Annotated in this window: 28 protein-coding genes; all 28 read right to left on the bottom strand. The window is 35.2% G+C overall.

Annotated elements, in window-relative coordinates; all coding sequences use genetic code 11:
- Positions 1–62: 62 nt before the first annotated feature.
- The 28 genes from ACRDEC_RS04410 to rpsJ all read right to left on the bottom strand — a co-directional run bounded on the left by ACRDEC_RS04410 (position 63) and on the right by rpsJ (position 13,527).
- Complete coding sequence (locus tag ACRDEC_RS04410; protein WP_135527160.1) at positions 63–1,055, bottom strand: DNA-directed RNA polymerase subunit alpha; 993 nt, start codon at positions 1,053–1,055, stop codon at positions 63–65.
- Between the two features lie 22 nt (positions 1,056–1,077).
- The gene (rpsD, locus tag ACRDEC_RS04405; protein ID WP_431497114.1) at positions 1,078–1,683 is read right to left on the bottom strand and encodes a 30S ribosomal protein S4; all 606 of its coding nucleotides are present in this window, start codon (positions 1,681–1,683) and stop codon (positions 1,078–1,080) included.
- Positions 1,684–1,770: 87 nt separating this feature from the next.
- A complete protein-coding gene (gene rpsK / locus ACRDEC_RS04400) occupies positions 1,771–2,154 on the bottom strand; it encodes a 30S ribosomal protein S11 (protein ID WP_135527158.1) in 384 nt (127 codons plus the stop codon).
- An 11-nt stretch (positions 2,155–2,165) separates the two neighbouring features.
- Entirely contained in the window at positions 2,166–2,540 is a 375-nt protein-coding gene (gene rpsM / locus ACRDEC_RS04395) for a 30S ribosomal protein S13 (protein WP_431497113.1), read from the bottom strand.
- A 2-nt stretch (positions 2,541–2,542) separates the two neighbouring features.
- Positions 2,543–2,659, bottom strand: a complete 117-nt coding sequence (gene ykgO, locus ACRDEC_RS04390; protein WP_084139925.1) for a type B 50S ribosomal protein L36 — start codon at positions 2,657–2,659, stop codon at positions 2,543–2,545.
- Between the two features lie 6 nt (positions 2,660–2,665).
- A complete protein-coding gene (gene infA, locus ACRDEC_RS04385) occupies positions 2,666–2,881 on the bottom strand; it encodes a translation initiation factor IF-1 (RefSeq protein WP_007136545.1) in 216 nt (71 codons plus the stop codon).
- 1 nt (position 2,882) lies between these two features.
- Positions 2,883–4,229 (bottom strand): preprotein translocase subunit SecY, encoded by a 1,347-nt coding sequence (secY, locus tag ACRDEC_RS04380; protein WP_431497112.1) that lies wholly within the window; start codon positions 4,227–4,229, stop codon positions 2,883–2,885.
- A 13-nt stretch (positions 4,230–4,242) separates the two neighbouring features.
- Positions 4,243–4,695, bottom strand: coding sequence for a 50S ribosomal protein L15 (rplO, locus tag ACRDEC_RS04375; RefSeq protein ID WP_135527155.1), 453 nt, complete (start codon positions 4,693–4,695; stop codon positions 4,243–4,245).
- A gap of 11 nt (positions 4,696–4,706) precedes the next feature.
- Positions 4,707–4,889, bottom strand: coding sequence for a 50S ribosomal protein L30 (gene rpmD / locus ACRDEC_RS04370; RefSeq protein ID WP_431497111.1), 183 nt, complete (start codon positions 4,887–4,889; stop codon positions 4,707–4,709).
- A gap of 12 nt (positions 4,890–4,901) precedes the next feature.
- Positions 4,902–5,426, bottom strand: a complete 525-nt coding sequence (gene rpsE, locus ACRDEC_RS04365; RefSeq protein WP_091476826.1) for a 30S ribosomal protein S5 — start codon at positions 5,424–5,426, stop codon at positions 4,902–4,904.
- A gap of 6 nt (positions 5,427–5,432) precedes the next feature.
- Positions 5,433–5,786, bottom strand: a complete 354-nt coding sequence (gene rplR / locus ACRDEC_RS04360) for a 50S ribosomal protein L18 (RefSeq protein ID WP_431497110.1) — start codon at positions 5,784–5,786, stop codon at positions 5,433–5,435.
- 11 nt (positions 5,787–5,797) lie between these two features.
- A complete protein-coding gene (rplF, locus tag ACRDEC_RS04355; protein WP_431497109.1) occupies positions 5,798–6,343 on the bottom strand; it encodes a 50S ribosomal protein L6 in 546 nt (181 codons plus the stop codon).
- Positions 6,344–6,358: 15 nt separating this feature from the next.
- The gene (gene rpsH / locus ACRDEC_RS04350; RefSeq protein ID WP_431497108.1) at positions 6,359–6,757 is read right to left on the bottom strand and encodes a 30S ribosomal protein S8; all 399 of its coding nucleotides are present in this window, start codon (positions 6,755–6,757) and stop codon (positions 6,359–6,361) included.
- A gap of 76 nt (positions 6,758–6,833) precedes the next feature.
- Positions 6,834–7,103: a 30S ribosomal protein S14 gene (gene rpsN / locus ACRDEC_RS04345; RefSeq protein WP_135527150.1), complete on the bottom strand. Its 270-nt coding sequence runs from the start codon at positions 7,101–7,103 to the stop codon at positions 6,834–6,836.
- Between the two features lie 3 nt (positions 7,104–7,106).
- Positions 7,107–7,658, bottom strand: coding sequence for a 50S ribosomal protein L5 (rplE, locus tag ACRDEC_RS04340; protein WP_431497107.1), 552 nt, complete (start codon positions 7,656–7,658; stop codon positions 7,107–7,109).
- Positions 7,659–7,660: 2 nt separating this feature from the next.
- Positions 7,661–7,975: a 50S ribosomal protein L24 gene (gene rplX, locus ACRDEC_RS04335; protein ID WP_431497106.1), complete on the bottom strand. Its 315-nt coding sequence runs from the start codon at positions 7,973–7,975 to the stop codon at positions 7,661–7,663.
- Positions 7,976–7,988: 13 nt separating this feature from the next.
- Positions 7,989–8,357 carry a 50S ribosomal protein L14 gene (gene rplN / locus ACRDEC_RS04330; RefSeq protein WP_129436249.1) on the bottom strand — a complete coding sequence of 123 codons (369 nt, stop codon included), beginning with the start codon at positions 8,355–8,357 and terminating at the stop codon, positions 7,989–7,991.
- A 2-nt stretch (positions 8,358–8,359) separates the two neighbouring features.
- A complete protein-coding gene (rpsQ, locus tag ACRDEC_RS04325) occupies positions 8,360–8,617 on the bottom strand; it encodes a 30S ribosomal protein S17 (protein WP_431497105.1) in 258 nt (85 codons plus the stop codon).
- An 18-nt stretch (positions 8,618–8,635) separates the two neighbouring features.
- Entirely contained in the window at positions 8,636–8,827 is a 192-nt protein-coding gene (gene rpmC, locus ACRDEC_RS04320) for a 50S ribosomal protein L29 (protein ID WP_431497104.1), read from the bottom strand.
- An 11-nt stretch (positions 8,828–8,838) separates the two neighbouring features.
- Positions 8,839–9,264, bottom strand: coding sequence for a 50S ribosomal protein L16 (rplP, locus tag ACRDEC_RS04315; protein WP_200107070.1), 426 nt, complete (start codon positions 9,262–9,264; stop codon positions 8,839–8,841).
- Between the two features lie 18 nt (positions 9,265–9,282).
- Positions 9,283–10,026 (bottom strand): 30S ribosomal protein S3, encoded by a 744-nt coding sequence (gene rpsC / locus ACRDEC_RS04310; protein WP_135527144.1) that lies wholly within the window; start codon positions 10,024–10,026, stop codon positions 9,283–9,285.
- A 5-nt stretch (positions 10,027–10,031) separates the two neighbouring features.
- Entirely contained in the window at positions 10,032–10,442 is a 411-nt protein-coding gene (gene rplV, locus ACRDEC_RS04305; protein ID WP_431497103.1) for a 50S ribosomal protein L22, read from the bottom strand.
- 6 nt (positions 10,443–10,448) lie between these two features.
- The gene (rpsS, locus tag ACRDEC_RS04300) at positions 10,449–10,727 is read right to left on the bottom strand and encodes a 30S ribosomal protein S19 (protein WP_073311710.1); all 279 of its coding nucleotides are present in this window, start codon (positions 10,725–10,727) and stop codon (positions 10,449–10,451) included.
- A gap of 6 nt (positions 10,728–10,733) precedes the next feature.
- Positions 10,734–11,558: a 50S ribosomal protein L2 gene (gene rplB / locus ACRDEC_RS04295; protein WP_135527142.1), complete on the bottom strand. Its 825-nt coding sequence runs from the start codon at positions 11,556–11,558 to the stop codon at positions 10,734–10,736.
- Between the two features lie 9 nt (positions 11,559–11,567).
- A complete protein-coding gene (rplW, locus tag ACRDEC_RS04290) occupies positions 11,568–11,858 on the bottom strand; it encodes a 50S ribosomal protein L23 (RefSeq protein WP_135527141.1) in 291 nt (96 codons plus the stop codon).
- Positions 11,859–11,864: 6 nt separating this feature from the next.
- Entirely contained in the window at positions 11,865–12,494 is a 630-nt protein-coding gene (gene rplD, locus ACRDEC_RS04285) for a 50S ribosomal protein L4 (RefSeq protein ID WP_431497102.1), read from the bottom strand.
- Positions 12,494–13,111 (bottom strand): 50S ribosomal protein L3, encoded by a 618-nt coding sequence (gene rplC / locus ACRDEC_RS04280; RefSeq protein ID WP_431497101.1) that lies wholly within the window; start codon positions 13,109–13,111, stop codon positions 12,494–12,496. Before rplC ends, rplD begins: the two co-directional genes overlap by 1 nt.
- Before the next feature lie 110 nt (positions 13,112–13,221).
- The gene (gene rpsJ / locus ACRDEC_RS04275) at positions 13,222–13,527 is read right to left on the bottom strand and encodes a 30S ribosomal protein S10 (RefSeq protein WP_135527138.1); all 306 of its coding nucleotides are present in this window, start codon (positions 13,525–13,527) and stop codon (positions 13,222–13,224) included.
- Positions 13,528–13,532 lie beyond the last annotated feature (5 nt).

Below are 13,532 nucleotides of genomic sequence, written 5' to 3'. Positions count from 1 at the left end.
GACGTGTTTTTTTTAACTTCATCTTGCTTCAATCCTCTTTGGAGAGCAAAATATGAAGTAATTTATTCTTTATCTAATTTGTATTTAGCTAAATCCATTCCGAAAGTTAAATTTTTAACGGCAACCAATTCGTCAAGCTCTGTCAACGATTTCTTACCGAAATTACGGAATTTCATTAAGTCATTTTTATTGAACGATACTAAGTCTCCTAATGTATCAACTTCAGCTGCTTTCAAGCAATTTAAAGCTCTAACAGATAAATCCATATCAACAAGCTTAGTTTTAAGCAATTGTCTCATATGTAATGATTCTTCATCGTAAGATTCTGTTTGAGCAATTTCATCAGCCTCAAGTGTAATTCTTTCGTCAGAAAACAACATGAAATGGTGAATTAATACTTTTGCAGCTTCAGTAAGAGCATCTTTAGGATGAATAGATCCATCTGTCTTGATTTCAAAAACTAATTTTTCGTAATCTGTTTTTTGCTCTACACGGAAATTTTCAATTGCATACTTCACATTCTTTACAGGTGTAAAGATAGAATCAGTAAATATAGTACCGATTGCAGCATTTTGTTTTTTGTTCTCCTCTGCAGGAACGTAACCTCTACCTTTTTCGATAGTCAGTTCCATATTAAGGTTAACTTTACTATCAAGATTGCAAATTACTAATTCAGGATTTAAGACTTGGAATCCAGAAATGAATTTTTGGAAATCACCAGCTGTAATTTGATCTTTTCCAGAGATTGAAATAGATACAGATTCATTATCAACATCTTCAATTTGACGCTTAAAACGTACTTGTTTAAGATTAAGGATAATTTCGGTAACATCTTCAACCACTCCGGAAATAGTAGAGAATTCATGATCAACACCTTCTATACGAATAGATGTGATTGCATAACCTTCCAATGCAGAAAGTAAAACTCTTCTAAGTGCATTACCAACAGTCAATCCGTAACCAGGTTCTAAAGGTCTGAATTCAAACTTACCTTCAAAATCGGTTGAATCGATCATGATAACTTTATCGGGCTTCTGAAAATTAAATATTGCCATAAATTTCGACTGATGTCAATTATTATTTGTTGTACAATTCGACGATTAGTTGTTCTTTAATGTTTTCTGGGATTTGCAATCTTGCAGGAACAGAAACAAAAGTACCTTCTTTTGTGTCGTTATTCCATGTAATCCACTCATAAACATGACTTGAATTTGATAAAGAACGTTCGATAGCTTCTAAAGATTTAGATTTTTCACGAACAGCAACTTTGTCACCAGGTTTTAAATGGTATGAAGGTACGTTTACAAGCTCACCGTTTACAGTAACGTGTCTGTGAGAAACGATTTGTCTTGCTGCTCTTCTTGATGGAGCAATACCCATTCTATAAACTACATTGTCTAAACGAGCTTCACATAATTGTAAAAGGATTTCACCTGTTACACCTTTTGAAGCAGCTGCTTTTTCAAATAAGTTTCTGAATTGTTTTTCTAAAATTCCATAAGAATATTTAGCTTTTTGCTTCTCCATTAATTGGACAGCATATTCAGATTTTTTACCTCTTTTTTTAGCCAAACCATGTTGCCCAGGAGGATAATTTCTTTTTTCGAATGATTTATCATCACCGAAGATTGCTTCGCCAAATTTACGAGCAATCCTAGTACTTGGACCAGTATATCTTGCCATTTCTAAAAATTATTAAGGTAGAGATTATGAATTCAGGTCAAATCCTCCGATAATCTATGTTCTACCTAGTTATACTTAAATATAAAATTAAACTCTACGTCTTTTTGGAGGACGACATCCATTGTGTGGAAGTGGAGTAACGTCAATGATTTCTGTTACTTCGATACCAGAATTATGCAAAGATCTGATAGCAGATTCTCTACCGTTACCTGGTCCTTTAACAAAAACTTTCACTTTCTTCAATCCAGCTTCTAATGCAACTTTAGAACAATCTTCAGCAGCCATTTGAGCAGCATACGGAGTGTTCTTTTTAGAACCTCTAAAGCCCATTTTACCAGCTGATGACCAAGAAACTACTTCACCTTTCTTATTAGTCAAAGAAATGATGATGTTGTTAAAAGTTGCACTAATATGAGCTTCTCCAGTTGACTCTACTATAACTTTACGTTTTTTTGTACTTGCCTTCGCCATATTACTACTTATTATTTAGTTGCTTTTTTCTTGTTAGCAACAGTTTTTCTCTTACCTTTTCTTGTTCTAGAATTGTTTTTAGTTCTTTGACCTCTTAATGGAAGTCCAGATCTGTGACGAATCCCTCTGTAACAACCGATATCCATTAAACGTTTGATGTTTAATGAAACTTCTGAACGCAATTCACCTTCAATTTTGAAGTATGAAACAGCTTCACGGATACCACCGATCTCATCATCATTCCAATCTTGTACTTTTTTGTCTTGACTAACTTGAGCTTTTTCTAAAATCTCAATAGCTCTGCTTCTTCCAATTCCGAAGATATAGGTCAATGCAATGACACCTCTTTTATTTTTGGGAATATCTACCCCTGCTATTCTTGCCATAATTATCCTTGTCTTTGTTTAAATCTAGGATTCTTTTTGTTAATAACGTACAATCTGCCTTTTCTACGAACGATAACGCATTCGGCACTTCTCTTTTTAACTGATGCTCTTACTTTCATATTAGTTTAGTATCTATAAGTAATTCTTGCTTTTGACAAATCGTATGGACTCATTTCAAGTTTCACTTTATCACCAGGTAATAATTTGATGTAATGCATACGCATTTTTCCTGAAATGTGAGCAATTACGATATGCCCATTTTCTAATTCAACACGGAACATCGCATTTGACAATGCTTCGATGATAGATCCGTCTTGCTCTATTGCTGATTGTTTTGCCATATTAAGCTACTGCTTTTCTGTTTTTACCACTTTTCATCAAACCATCATAATGCTTATTAAGCAAATAAGAATTGATTTGTTGAATCGTATCGATTGCAACTCCAACCAAAATTAATAATGATGTACCTCCGAAGAAATGTGCCCATTGTGACTGAACACTCATTACACTTACAATAATTGCTGGGAACACAGCTAACAAAGCAAGGAATAACGATCCTGGAAAAGTAATCAAAGACATGATTCTATCTAAAAAGTCAGCTGTTTCAACACCAGGTTTAACTCCAGGGATAAAACCACCACTTCTTTTTAAATCATCTGCCATTTTATTAGTAGGAACACTAATTGCGGTGTAAAAGTACGTAAAAATAACGATTAACAACGCAAATAATATATTGTACTCCCACCCGAATACATTTTTGAATCTTGCACTAATTGATTGCGCAGCCTCAGATTGTGATAATCCGGCAACAGCTGCTGGTATAAACATAATTGCTTGCGCAAAAATGATTGGCATAACTCCAGATGCATTTAGTTTTAATGGAATAAATTGTCTGTTACCACCCATCAAATCTTGCTCTAAGTCTCCAGAAACTGAACGACGAGCATATTGCACAGGAATTCTGCGAACAGCCATAACCATTAAAATACAAGCTATGATTATTAATAACCAAATAATAACCTCAAGTACAATTAACATTGGACCACCATTATTATTAGTCACTACTGATGAAAACTCTTGAATAAACGCCTGTGGCATTCTTGCAACAATTCCCAGTAAAATCAATAACGAAATACCATTACCAATACCTTTATCAGTAATTTTTTCACCTAACCACATAGCAAATATTGTACCTGTAGATAAGATGATTACTGAAGAAAATAAGAATGAAAATGAATTAAAACCTAACAAGAAAGCATCAGCCGGTAACGTTCTGTACAAGTTATAAATATAACCCGGCCCTTGAACCAGTGTAATACCGATTGTTAACCATCTTGTAATTTGATTCATCTTCTTTCTTCCGCTTTCACCTTCTTTTTGAAGTTTTTGCAAATAAGGAATCGCAATTCCCATTAGCTGAACAACAATAGATGCTGAAATATAAGGCATAATACCCAATGCAAATACTGAAGCTTGAGAAAATGCCCCTCCTGTAAAAACATCAATTAACCAACCAATACCGCTATCAGTCTGGTTAGTTAAATTTTGCAGTTTGGAAATATCAATCCCTGGCAACGGCACTTGAGTACCAAAACGATAAACTAACAGAAATCCTAATGTAATTAGGATTCTGTTTTTAAGTTCCTCAATTTTCCAAACGTTCTGTAACGATTCAATAAATTTTTTCATCGTGTTTAGAAAATTACAATTCTATAGCTTCTCCTCCAGCAGCTTCGATAGCAGCTTTTGCAGTAGCAGTAAATTTATGTGCACTAACTTTTAATTTTGCTTTAAGCTCACCTCTACCTAAAATTTTAACAACTTCAGTTTTAGTAGCCAAACGATTTGTAACAAATACTGTCATATCTACAGTATCAGTAACTAAACCATTATCAACAAGCAATTGAAGATTGTCAAGATTTACACCTTGATACTCAATTCTATTGATATTTTTGAAACCAAATTTAGGTACACGTCTTTGAAGTGGCATTTGACCTCCTTCAAATCCAATCTTTTTAGAATAACCAGAACGAGATTTAGCTCCTTTGTGTCCGCGTGCAGCAGTACCACCTTTACCAGAACCTTCTCCTCTACCTAATCTTTTATTTTGATTGTGTGTTGACCCTTCAGCTGGCTGTAAATTACTTAAATTCATAACAGTGTTTGTTATTTAGCTTCTTCCACAGAAACTAAGTGTTTAACTTTATTTACCATTCCAAGGATTGCAGGACTTGCATCATGCTCAACAACTTGTCCCATTTTACGAAGACCTAAAGCTTCCAATGTTCTCTTTTGTGTAAGAGGACAGTTGATTTTGCTTGTTACTTGTTTTACTAATATTTTAGCCATAATTTCCTTGAATTAACCTTTAAATACTTTCTCTAATGAAATTCCTCTTTGTCTTGACACCGTGTAAGCACTTCTCATTTGCAATAATGCATCGAAAGTTGCTTTTACCACGTTGTGTGGATTAGAAGATCCTTGAGATTTTGACAATACATCGTGAATACCTACAGATTCAAGAACCGAACGAACAGCACCACCGGCAATTACTCCAGTACCATGAGAAGCTGGCATCAAGAATACTCTTGCTCCACCAAACTTACCTTTTTGTTCGTGAGGAACAGATTGACCGCTTAGAGGAATTTTCACTAAATTTTTCTTTGCATCTTCTACTGCTTTCGCAATTGCTTCAGAAACATCTTTAGATTTTCCTAATCCGTGACCAACCACTCCGTTCTCGTCTCCTACTACTACAATTGCAGAAAACCCGAAAGCTCTACCACCTTTTGTAACTTTAGTAACACGATTCACACTTACCAAACGATCTTTTAATTCAAGACCACTCGGTTTTACTAACTCTACGTTTTTGTATTTATGATACATAATTTCTTAGAATTTTAATCCAGCCGCTCTAGCGCCTTCTGCTAATGATTTCACACGACCATGGTATAAATAACCACCTCTATCGAAAGTAACATTCTCAATACCTGCTTTCAAAGCTTTCTCTCCTATTAGTTTCCCAACAGTAGTAGCTACTTCAATTTTAGTACCATTTGCATCTACTCCTTTTTCACGAGAAGAAGCTGCCAATAATGTTACACCGTTTACATCATCTATAAGTTGAGCATAGATTTCTTTGTTACTTCTGAATACAGATAAACGAGGTCTTGCAGCAGTTCCGCTAACAATTTTTCTAATTCTGTACTGTATTCTCTGTCTTCTATCAGATTTTGTTAATGACATAATCTTAATTTTTAAGCTGATTTACCTGCTTTTCTTCTTAATACTTCACCTACAAATTTAACACCTTTTCCTTTGTACGGCTCAGGCTTACGGAAACCTCTGATTTTCGCAGCTACCTGACCTAAAAGTTGTTTATCGAATGAAGTTAATTTTACAATCGGGTTTTTACCTTTTTCAGATATTGTTTCTAAAGTAACTTCAGGAGCAATTTCTAAAACGATGTTGTGAGAATAACCTAAAGCTAAATCAAGTTTTTGACCTTGATTTGACGCTCTATAACCTACTCCAACAAGTTCCAACTCTTTTGTAAAACCAGTAGATACACCAGCAATCATGTTATTGATTAAAGCTCTATACAAACCGTGTTGAGCTCTTTCTTGTTTGCTATCAGCAGCTCTTTCAACAATAACTTGACCTTCTTCAACCTTAACGGTTACATTGTTGGTATAGTCTTGTGTAAGTTGCCCTAATTTTCCTTTTACTGTAACAATAGAATCATTGATTTCTACAGTTACTCCAGCAGGAATTGCAATTGGATTTTTACCTATTCTTGACATTTCAGCAGTCTATTATTAGTATACGTAACAAATTACTTCACCACCAACATTAAGTTGTTTTGCTTGTTTCCCAGTCATAAGACCTTTAGAAGTAGAAACAATTGCAATACCTAAACCATTTAAGATTCTTGGTAGGTTAGATGCACCTGCATATTTACGTAAACCTGGTTTACTAATTCTTTGGATATCTTTAATTACTGACTCTTTAGTATCTTTATCATACTTAAGAGCGATTTTGATTGAACCCTGAACAGCGTTGTCCTCAAATTTGTAACTTAAAATATACCCTTGATCGAATAAAATCTTTGTGATTTCTTTTTTCATGTTAGAAGCTGGAATCTCTACCACTTTGTGGTTAGCTTTCACTGCGTTTCTAACTCTCGTAAGATAATCGGCAATTGGATCTGTATACATATGTATTAAATTGCGGCTATGGTTTTCAGCTAATACTCATTAACTGAACCTTTAACCAATTGATAAAACGTTTTTATTACCAGCTAGCTTTTTTAACTCCTGGGATCAATCCACTATTAGCCATTTCACGGAATGTAACACGAGAAATACCGAATTGACGCATATACCCTCTTGGTCTACCAGTTAATTTGCAACGATTGTGCAAACGAACAGGTGAAGCATTTTTCGGTAATTTTTGCAAAGATACATAATCTCCAGCTTCTAACAAAGCTTTTCTTTTCTCAGCATATTTAGCTACCGTTTTTTCTCTTTTAACCTCACGGGCTTTCATTGATTCTTTAGCCATATCTTAATTCTTTTTAAAAGGTAAACCTAATTCAGACAATAACGATCGTGCTTCTTTATCTGTAGCGGCAGTAGTTACAAAAGTAATATCCATACCTGAGATCTTATTCACTTTGTCGATATCAATTTCTGGAAAGATAATTTGCTCAAGAACTCCTAGGTTGTAATTTCCTCTACCGTCGAAACCTGTAGATTTAATTCCACTAAAATCTCTTACACGTGGAAGAGACGAAGTTACTAATCTGTCTAAGAACTCATACATTCTTTCTCCACGAAGAGTTACTTTAGCTCCAATTGGCATTCCTTTTCTCAATTTAAAAGACGCAACGTCTTTTTTAGAGATAGTGGCTACCGCTTTTTGTCCAGTAATTTTTGTTAACTCTTCTACAGCATAATCGATAAGTTTTTTATCAGATACTGCTGCACCAACTCCTTTACTCAAAACGATTTTTTCCAATTTAGGAACTTGCATTACGTTTTTGTAACCGAATTCTTCTTTAAGAGCAGAGATTACTCTACTCTTATATTCTTCTTTAAGTCTAGGTATATAAGCCATTACTATAATACTTGATTAGATTTTTTTGAAAATCTTACTTTCTTATCTCCTTCAACTTTAATTCCAACTCTTGTAGTTTCCTTAGTTTTAGGATCTATAAGAGATATGTTTGAAATTTGTATTGGAGCTTCTTTCTTAACGATTCCTCCCTGAGGGTTTTTTGCACTTGGTTTAGTATGTTTCGAAACCATGTTAACACCTTCAACGATCGCTTTGTTCTTTTCACGATCCACTTTTAGAACTTTACCTTCTGAACCTTTATGGTCACCAGCAATTACTCTAACAATGTCTCCTGATTTTATTTTTAGCTTTATCATCTTAATAAAATAATTAAAGCACTTCAGGTGCCAATGATACAATTTTCATGAATTGTTTTTCACGAAGTTCTCTTGCAACCGGACCAAAAACACGAGTTCCTCTCATTTCACCAGCAGCATTTAACAATACGCAAGCGTTATCGTCAAATCTGATGTATGAACCATCGGCTCTTCTCACTTCTTTTTTGGTACGTACAACAACTGCAGTTGAAACAGCACCTTTTTTAACGTTTCCGTTAGGTGTTGCATCTTTGATAGAAACTACAATTTTATCTCCAACAGAGGCATAACGACGTTTCGTTCCTCCAAGCACACGGATAGTTAAAACTTCTTTAGCTCCCGTGTTATCTGCTACTCTTAGTCTTGATTCTTGTTGTACCATAATTATTTAGCTCTTTCAATGATTTCAACTAGTCTCCAACATTTAGACTTAGACAAAGGTCTTGTTTCCATGATCTTTACCGTATCTCCAATGTTACAGTCGTTTGTTTCGTCGTGCGCAACGTATTTCTTAGTTTTTAACACGAACTTACCGTATAATGGGTGTTTTACTCTACGTACTTCAGCTACAACAATAGATTTATCCATTTTGTCACTAGTTACGACACCAATTCTTTCTTTTCTTAAATTTCTTTTTTCCATCTTTTCAGCAGAATACAATTATTGTAGCTCTCTTTTGCTAATTTCAGTTGCAATTCTTGCCACTGAACGTCTTAAACTTCTAATTTGAAGTGGATTCTCGATAGGAGAAATAGCATGAGCGATTTTTAGGTCGGTGTAAGTTTTCTTTAACTGAACTAATTTAGCTTGTAACTCAGCTGCAGATAGATCTTTAATTTCTGATTGTTTCATAATAATATTGATTATGCTTCGAAATCTCTAGCAACGACGAATTTAGTTTTAACTGGTAGTTTTTGAGCTGCAAGACGTAACGCCTCTTTTGCAACTGACAAAGGAACTCCTCCAACTTCAAACATAATTCTTCCTGGTTTAACAACAGCAGCCCAGTATTCAACTGCACCTTTACCTTTACCCATACGTACTTCAAGAGGTTTCTTTGTTATAGGTTTGTCTGGGAAAATCTTGATCCATAATTGCCCTTCACGTTTCATGTAACGAGTTGCGGCGATACGAGCAGCTTCAATTTGACGAGACGTCAAGAAAGCTCCATCTTCATGAACAGATTTAATTCCAAACATTCCATTAGAAAGTTCGTGCCCTCTTTGAGAGTTTCCTTTCATTTTACCTTTCTGTACCTTACGGTATTTTGTTCTTTTAGGCTGTAACATTTTTCTTTAATTTAAAAATTACTTTCTTTTACGAGGATTTGGTTTTCCGTTTGGTTTTCCTCCACGAGGAGCATCACCACCTTTACCACCTGAAGCTTGTTTTTTATCCATTCCAACTAGTGGAGATAAATCACGCTTTCCATAAACCTCACCTTTCATGATCCACACTTTGATACCCATTCTACCGTAAGTAGTATGCGCTTCAGCCAAAGCGTAATCAATATCGGCTCTGAAAGTTGATAGAGGAATTCTTCCTTCTTTAAAACCTTCTGAACGTGCCATTTCAGCACCATTCAAACGACCAGAAATTAAAACTTTAATTCCTTCTGCATTCATTCTCATAGACGCAGCGATTGCCATTTTAATAGCTCTTCTGTAAGAGATACGGCTTTCGATTTGACGAGCGATACTAGTCGCAACTAGATAAGCATCTAACTCAGGTCTTTTGATTTCAAAGATGTTAATTTGAACCTCTTTGTCAGTAACTTTCTTAAGCTCCTCTTTCAACTTGTCTACCTCTTGACCACCTTTTCCGATAATGATACCAGGTCTAGCAGTAGTGATAGTAACGGTTACAAGTTTTAAAGTTCTTTCGATAATTACTTTAGATACACTAGCTTTTGATAAACGAGCATGAATGTACTTTCTGATTTTGTAGTCTTCAGCGATTTTATCACCGTAGTCATTACCACCATACCAGTTAGAATCCCATCCTCTGATGATACCAAGGCGATTTCCGATTGGATTTGTCTTTTGTCCCATCTTTATTAATTGCTTTGTGTGTTATTAATAGCTCCTAACACGATTGTTACGTGGTTAGAACGTTTTCTAATTCTGTGTGCACGACCTTGTGGAGCTGGACGAAGTCTTTTCAACATCATTCCACCATCTACTTTGATCTCTTTTATAAACAAGCCTGCTTCAGCTACATTACCTTCACTATTTTTCTGCTCCCAGTTATTGATTGCAGATAATAATAGTTTCTCTAATTTTCTTGAAGCTTCTTTAGAGCTAAATCTTAATATATTAAGTGCTCTTTCCACTTTCTGACCTCTTACTAGATCTGCTACTAAGCGCATTTTTCTAGGTGAAGTAGGGCAGTTATTTAACTTTGCAAAAGCTAGAGTCTTATTAGCCTCTTTTCTTGCGTCTGCTGTTTCTCTTTTACGAACTCCCATTGCTTCTTATTTTTTACCTTTGTTTTTTGCTCCAGCGTGACCTCTAAATGATCTTGTTGGTGAAAATTCTCCTAATTTATGTCCTACCATATTCTCAGTTACATAAACCGGAACAAACTGACGACCGTTGTGCACAGCGATTGTTTGTCCTACGAAATCTGGAGTAATCATAGATGCGCGAGACCAAGTTTTAACAACTCCTTTGTTTCCGCCTTCTATGTTTTCTTGTACTTTCTTTTCTAATTTATAGTGTACGAAAGGTCCTTTTTTTAATGAACGTGCCATATCTTATTATTTCTTTCTACGTTCTACAATATACTTGTTACTTGGGTTTTGCTTAGAACGAGTTCTATAACCTTTAGCCGGTAAACCTTTTCTTGAACGTGGATGACCTCCAGAAGAACGTCCTTCACCACCTCCCATAGGGTGATCAACAGGGTTCATCGCTACTGGTCTAGTTCTAGGTCTTCTACCTAACCATCTTGTTCTACCTGCTTTACCAGATACGATCAATTGATGATCAGAGTTAGATACAGCTCCAATTGTTGCAGAACAAGTTAACAAGATTAATCTTGTCTCTCCTGAAGGCATTTTAATTGTAGCGTATTTACCATCTCTCGCCATTAATTGAGCAAATGTACCAGCCGAACGAGCAATAACAGCTCCTTGACCTGGACGCAACTCAATACAAGATATTACAGTTCCTAATGGAATTTTGCTTAATGGTAAAGTATTTCCGATTTCTGGCGCTGAACCTTCACCTGACACAACTTTTTGACCAACTTGCAATCCGTTTTGAGCAATAATATACGTTTTCTCACCATCAGCATAAGCTAATAATGCGATAAAAGCAGTTCTGTTTGGATCATACTCGATTGATTTCACTGTAGCAGGAATTCCAGCTTTAGTTCTTTTGAAATCAATGATACGATATCTTTGTTTGTGACCACCGCCTGTATAACGCATGGTCATTTTTCCTTGACTATTTCTACCTCCAGAGTTTTTTATCGGTGCGATCAATGAACGCTCCGGCTTATCAGTTGTAATGGCGTCAAAACCATTAACAACTCTAAAACGCTGACCCGGGGTAATAGGTTTTAATTTTCTTACTGACATCTTATTTTATTAGATATTGTTGTAAAAATCTATTGTTTCTCCCTCTTGTACTTGAACAATTGCTTTTTTATAAGCATTTGATTTTCCAGTGATCAATCCACTTTTAGTGTATTTCGTAGATCTGTCTGGACGTACATTCATTGTATTTACATTAACAACTTTAACAGCATAAGCAGCCTCGATAGCTTTCTTAATTTGTACTTTGTTTGCTTTTTTGTCTACAACGAAACCAAAACGATTGAATACTTCACCGTCTTTGGTTATTTTTTCTGTTACGATAGGTTTAATTATGATACTCATGGCCTATTATTTGCTTAAATTTTCTTCAATTCCTTCTAAAGATCCTTCTAAAAGAACTAAATTATTAGCGTTTAATATCGCGTAAGTACTTAATTCAGAGCTAGTTAGCACATTAGATGCCTTTAAATTTCGTGATGACAAATATACATTTTTATTTGTATCGCCCAACACGAATAAAGATTTTTTGTTTTCTAACCCTAACGCTTTCAAAACATTAATGAAATTTTTAGTATTTGGAGCTTCAAAAGTGAAATCTTCTACTACTATAATATTTGATTCTTGTGCTTTGATAGAGAAAGCTGATTTTCTAGCTAAACGCTTAACCGTTTTATTCAATTTGAATGAATAACTTCTTGGTCTTGGCCCAAAAACTGTACCTCCACCTTTGAATAAAGGATTTTTTGCACTACCAGCACGAGCTGTACCAGTACCTTTTTGCTTTTTAATCTTACGAGTACTTCCAGCAACTTCAGCTCTTTCTTTAGCTTTGTGAGTTCCCTGTCTTTGATTTGCTAAGTATTGCTTAACATCAAGATATACCGCATGCTTATTAGGCTCGATTGCGAAAACTGAGTCAGAAAGTTGAACTTTTCTACCCGTTTCTTTTCCGTTGATATTTAAAACTTTTACTTCCATTACTTCTGAATGATTACGTAAGAGTCTTTACATCCAGGAATACACCCTTTGATAACAAGCAGGTTCTTTTCAGCCACTACTTTTAAAACTCTTAGATTTTGTACTTTTACATTATCTCCACCCATTCTTCCAGCCATACGCATTCCTTTGAACACTCTAGATGGATAAGATGAAGCTCCTACAGAACCTGGCGCTCTTAAACGGTTATGTTGACCGTGAGTTGCTTGTCCAACACCACCAAAACCGTGACGTTTCACAACCCCTTGAAAACCTTTACCTTTAGACACACCTTGTACATCTACAAATTCTCCTTCAGAGAATACATCAACAGTGATTACATCACCTAATTTGTGCTCGCTTACAAAATCTTGAAATTCAACGACTTTTTTCTTAGCTACAGTTCCCGCTTTTTTAAAGTGACCTAAGTCAGCTTTTGTGGAATGTTTCTCGTTTTTGTCATCGAAACCAAGTTGCAAGGCTTCATACCCGTCAACACCAATGGTTCTGACTTGGGTAACTACGCATGGACCTGCCTCAATAACAGTACAAGGAATATTTTTCCCGTTCTCGTCAAAGATGCTAGTCATGCCAATTTTTCTTCCGATTAACCCAGACATATTACTAATTATTAATTATTTACTAAAACTTTTATTTTTTGAGTGTGCAAAAGTAGGGATTAAGTTTTGAATATCAAAACTTAATCCCTAAATACTTTTTATCTAATTAATTAGACTTTGATTTCTACTTCAACTCCACTTGGCAATTCCAGCTTCATTAAAGCATCAATTGTTTTTGAAGATGAACTATAAATATCTAACAATCTTTTGTATGACATTACCTCAAACTGCTCTCTCGCTTTTTTGTTAACGTGTGGAGAACGTAATACAGTGAAAAGTTTTTTATGCGTTGGCAACGGAATTGGACCAGTTACAACAGCACCTGTACTTTTTACAGTTTTTACAATCTTTTCAGCAGACTTGTCTACCAACATGTGATCGTAAGATTTCAATTTTATTCTGATTTTTTGACTCATTTTCT

The organism is Flavobacterium sp. (assembly GCF_050696275.1).
In the GTDB taxonomy this organism is placed as follows: Bacteria; Bacteroidota; Bacteroidia; order Flavobacteriales; family Flavobacteriaceae; genus Flavobacterium.
This window is presented reverse-complemented; position numbering and strand designations above follow the sequence as displayed.

Bases quoted from the DNA above. Each gene is read 5' to 3' on its own strand.
- ACRDEC_RS04410 (WP_135527160.1), bottom strand. From the start codon at position 1,055: ATGGCAATATTTAATTTTCAGAAGCCCGATAAAGTTATCATGATCGAT.
- rpsD (WP_431497114.1), bottom strand. From the start codon at position 1,683: ATGGCAAGATATACTGGTCCAAGTACTAGGATTGCTCGTAAATTTGGC.
- rpsK (WP_135527158.1), bottom strand. From the start codon at position 2,154: ATGGCGAAGGCAAGTACAAAAAAACGTAAAGTTATAGTAGAGTCAACT.
- rpsM (WP_431497113.1), bottom strand. From the start codon at position 2,540: ATGGCAAGAATAGCAGGGGTAGATATTCCCAAAAATAAAAGAGGTGTC.
- ykgO (WP_084139925.1), bottom strand. From the start codon at position 2,659: ATGAAAGTAAGAGCATCAGTTAAAAAGAGAAGTGCCGAATGCGTTATC.
- infA (WP_007136545.1), bottom strand. From the start codon at position 2,881: ATGGCAAAACAATCAGCAATAGAGCAAGACGGATCTATCATCGAAGCA.
- secY (WP_431497112.1), bottom strand. From the start codon at position 4,229: ATGAAAAAATTTATTGAATCGTTACAGAACGTTTGGAAAATTGAGGAA.
- rplO (WP_135527155.1), bottom strand. From the start codon at position 4,695: ATGAATTTAAGTAATTTACAGCCAGCTGAAGGGTCAACACACAATCAA.
- rpmD (WP_431497111.1), bottom strand. From the start codon at position 4,889: ATGGCTAAAATATTAGTAAAACAAGTAACAAGCAAAATCAACTGTCCT.
- rpsE (WP_091476826.1), bottom strand. From the start codon at position 5,426: ATGTATCATAAATACAAAAACGTAGAGTTAGTAAAACCGAGTGGTCTT.
- rplR (WP_431497110.1), bottom strand. From the start codon at position 5,786: ATGTCATTAACAAAATCTGATAGAAGACAGAGAATACAGTACAGAATT.
- rplF (WP_431497109.1), bottom strand. From the start codon at position 6,343: ATGTCAAGAATAGGTAAAAATCCAATTGCAATTCCTGCTGGAGTAACT.
- rpsH (WP_431497108.1), bottom strand. From the start codon at position 6,757: ATGTATACAGATCCAATTGCCGATTATCTTACGAGAGTTAGAAACGCA.
- rpsN (WP_135527150.1), bottom strand. From the start codon at position 7,103: ATGGCTAAAGAATCAATGAAAGCCCGTGAGGTTAAAAGAGAAAAAACG.
- rplE (WP_431497107.1), bottom strand. From the start codon at position 7,658: ATGGCTTATATACCTAGACTTAAAGAAGAATATAAGAGTAGAGTAATC.
- rplX (WP_431497106.1), bottom strand. From the start codon at position 7,975: ATGATAAAGCTAAAAATAAAATCAGGAGACATTGTTAGAGTAATTGCT.
- rplN (WP_129436249.1), bottom strand. From the start codon at position 8,357: ATGGTACAACAAGAATCAAGACTAAGAGTAGCAGATAACACGGGAGCT.
- rpsQ (WP_431497105.1), bottom strand. From the start codon at position 8,617: ATGGAAAAAAGAAATTTAAGAAAAGAAAGAATTGGTGTCGTAACTAGT.
- rpmC (WP_431497104.1), bottom strand. From the start codon at position 8,827: ATGAAACAATCAGAAATTAAAGATCTATCTGCAGCTGAGTTACAAGCT.
- rplP (WP_200107070.1), bottom strand. From the start codon at position 9,264: ATGTTACAGCCTAAAAGAACAAAATACCGTAAGGTACAGAAAGGTAAA.
- rpsC (WP_135527144.1), bottom strand. From the start codon at position 10,026: ATGGGACAAAAGACAAATCCAATCGGAAATCGCCTTGGTATCATCAGA.
- rplV (WP_431497103.1), bottom strand. From the start codon at position 10,442: ATGGGAGTTCGTAAAAGAGAAACAGCAGACGCAAGAAAAGAGGCTAAT.
- rpsS (WP_073311710.1), bottom strand. From the start codon at position 10,727: ATGGCACGTTCATTAAAAAAAGGACCTTTCGTACACTATAAATTAGAA.
- rplB (WP_135527142.1), bottom strand. From the start codon at position 11,558: ATGTCAGTAAGAAAATTAAAACCTATTACCCCGGGTCAGCGTTTTAGA.
- rplW (WP_135527141.1), bottom strand. From the start codon at position 11,858: ATGAGTATCATAATTAAACCTATCGTAACAGAAAAAATAACCAAAGAC.
- rplD (WP_431497102.1), bottom strand. From the start codon at position 12,494: ATGGAAGTAAAAGTTTTAAATATCAACGGAAAAGAAACGGGTAGAAAA.
- rplC (WP_431497101.1), bottom strand. From the start codon at position 13,111: ATGTCTGGGTTAATCGGAAGAAAAATTGGCATGACTAGCATCTTTGAC.
- rpsJ (WP_135527138.1), bottom strand. From the start codon at position 13,527: ATGAGTCAAAAAATCAGAATAAAATTGAAATCTTACGATCACATGTTG.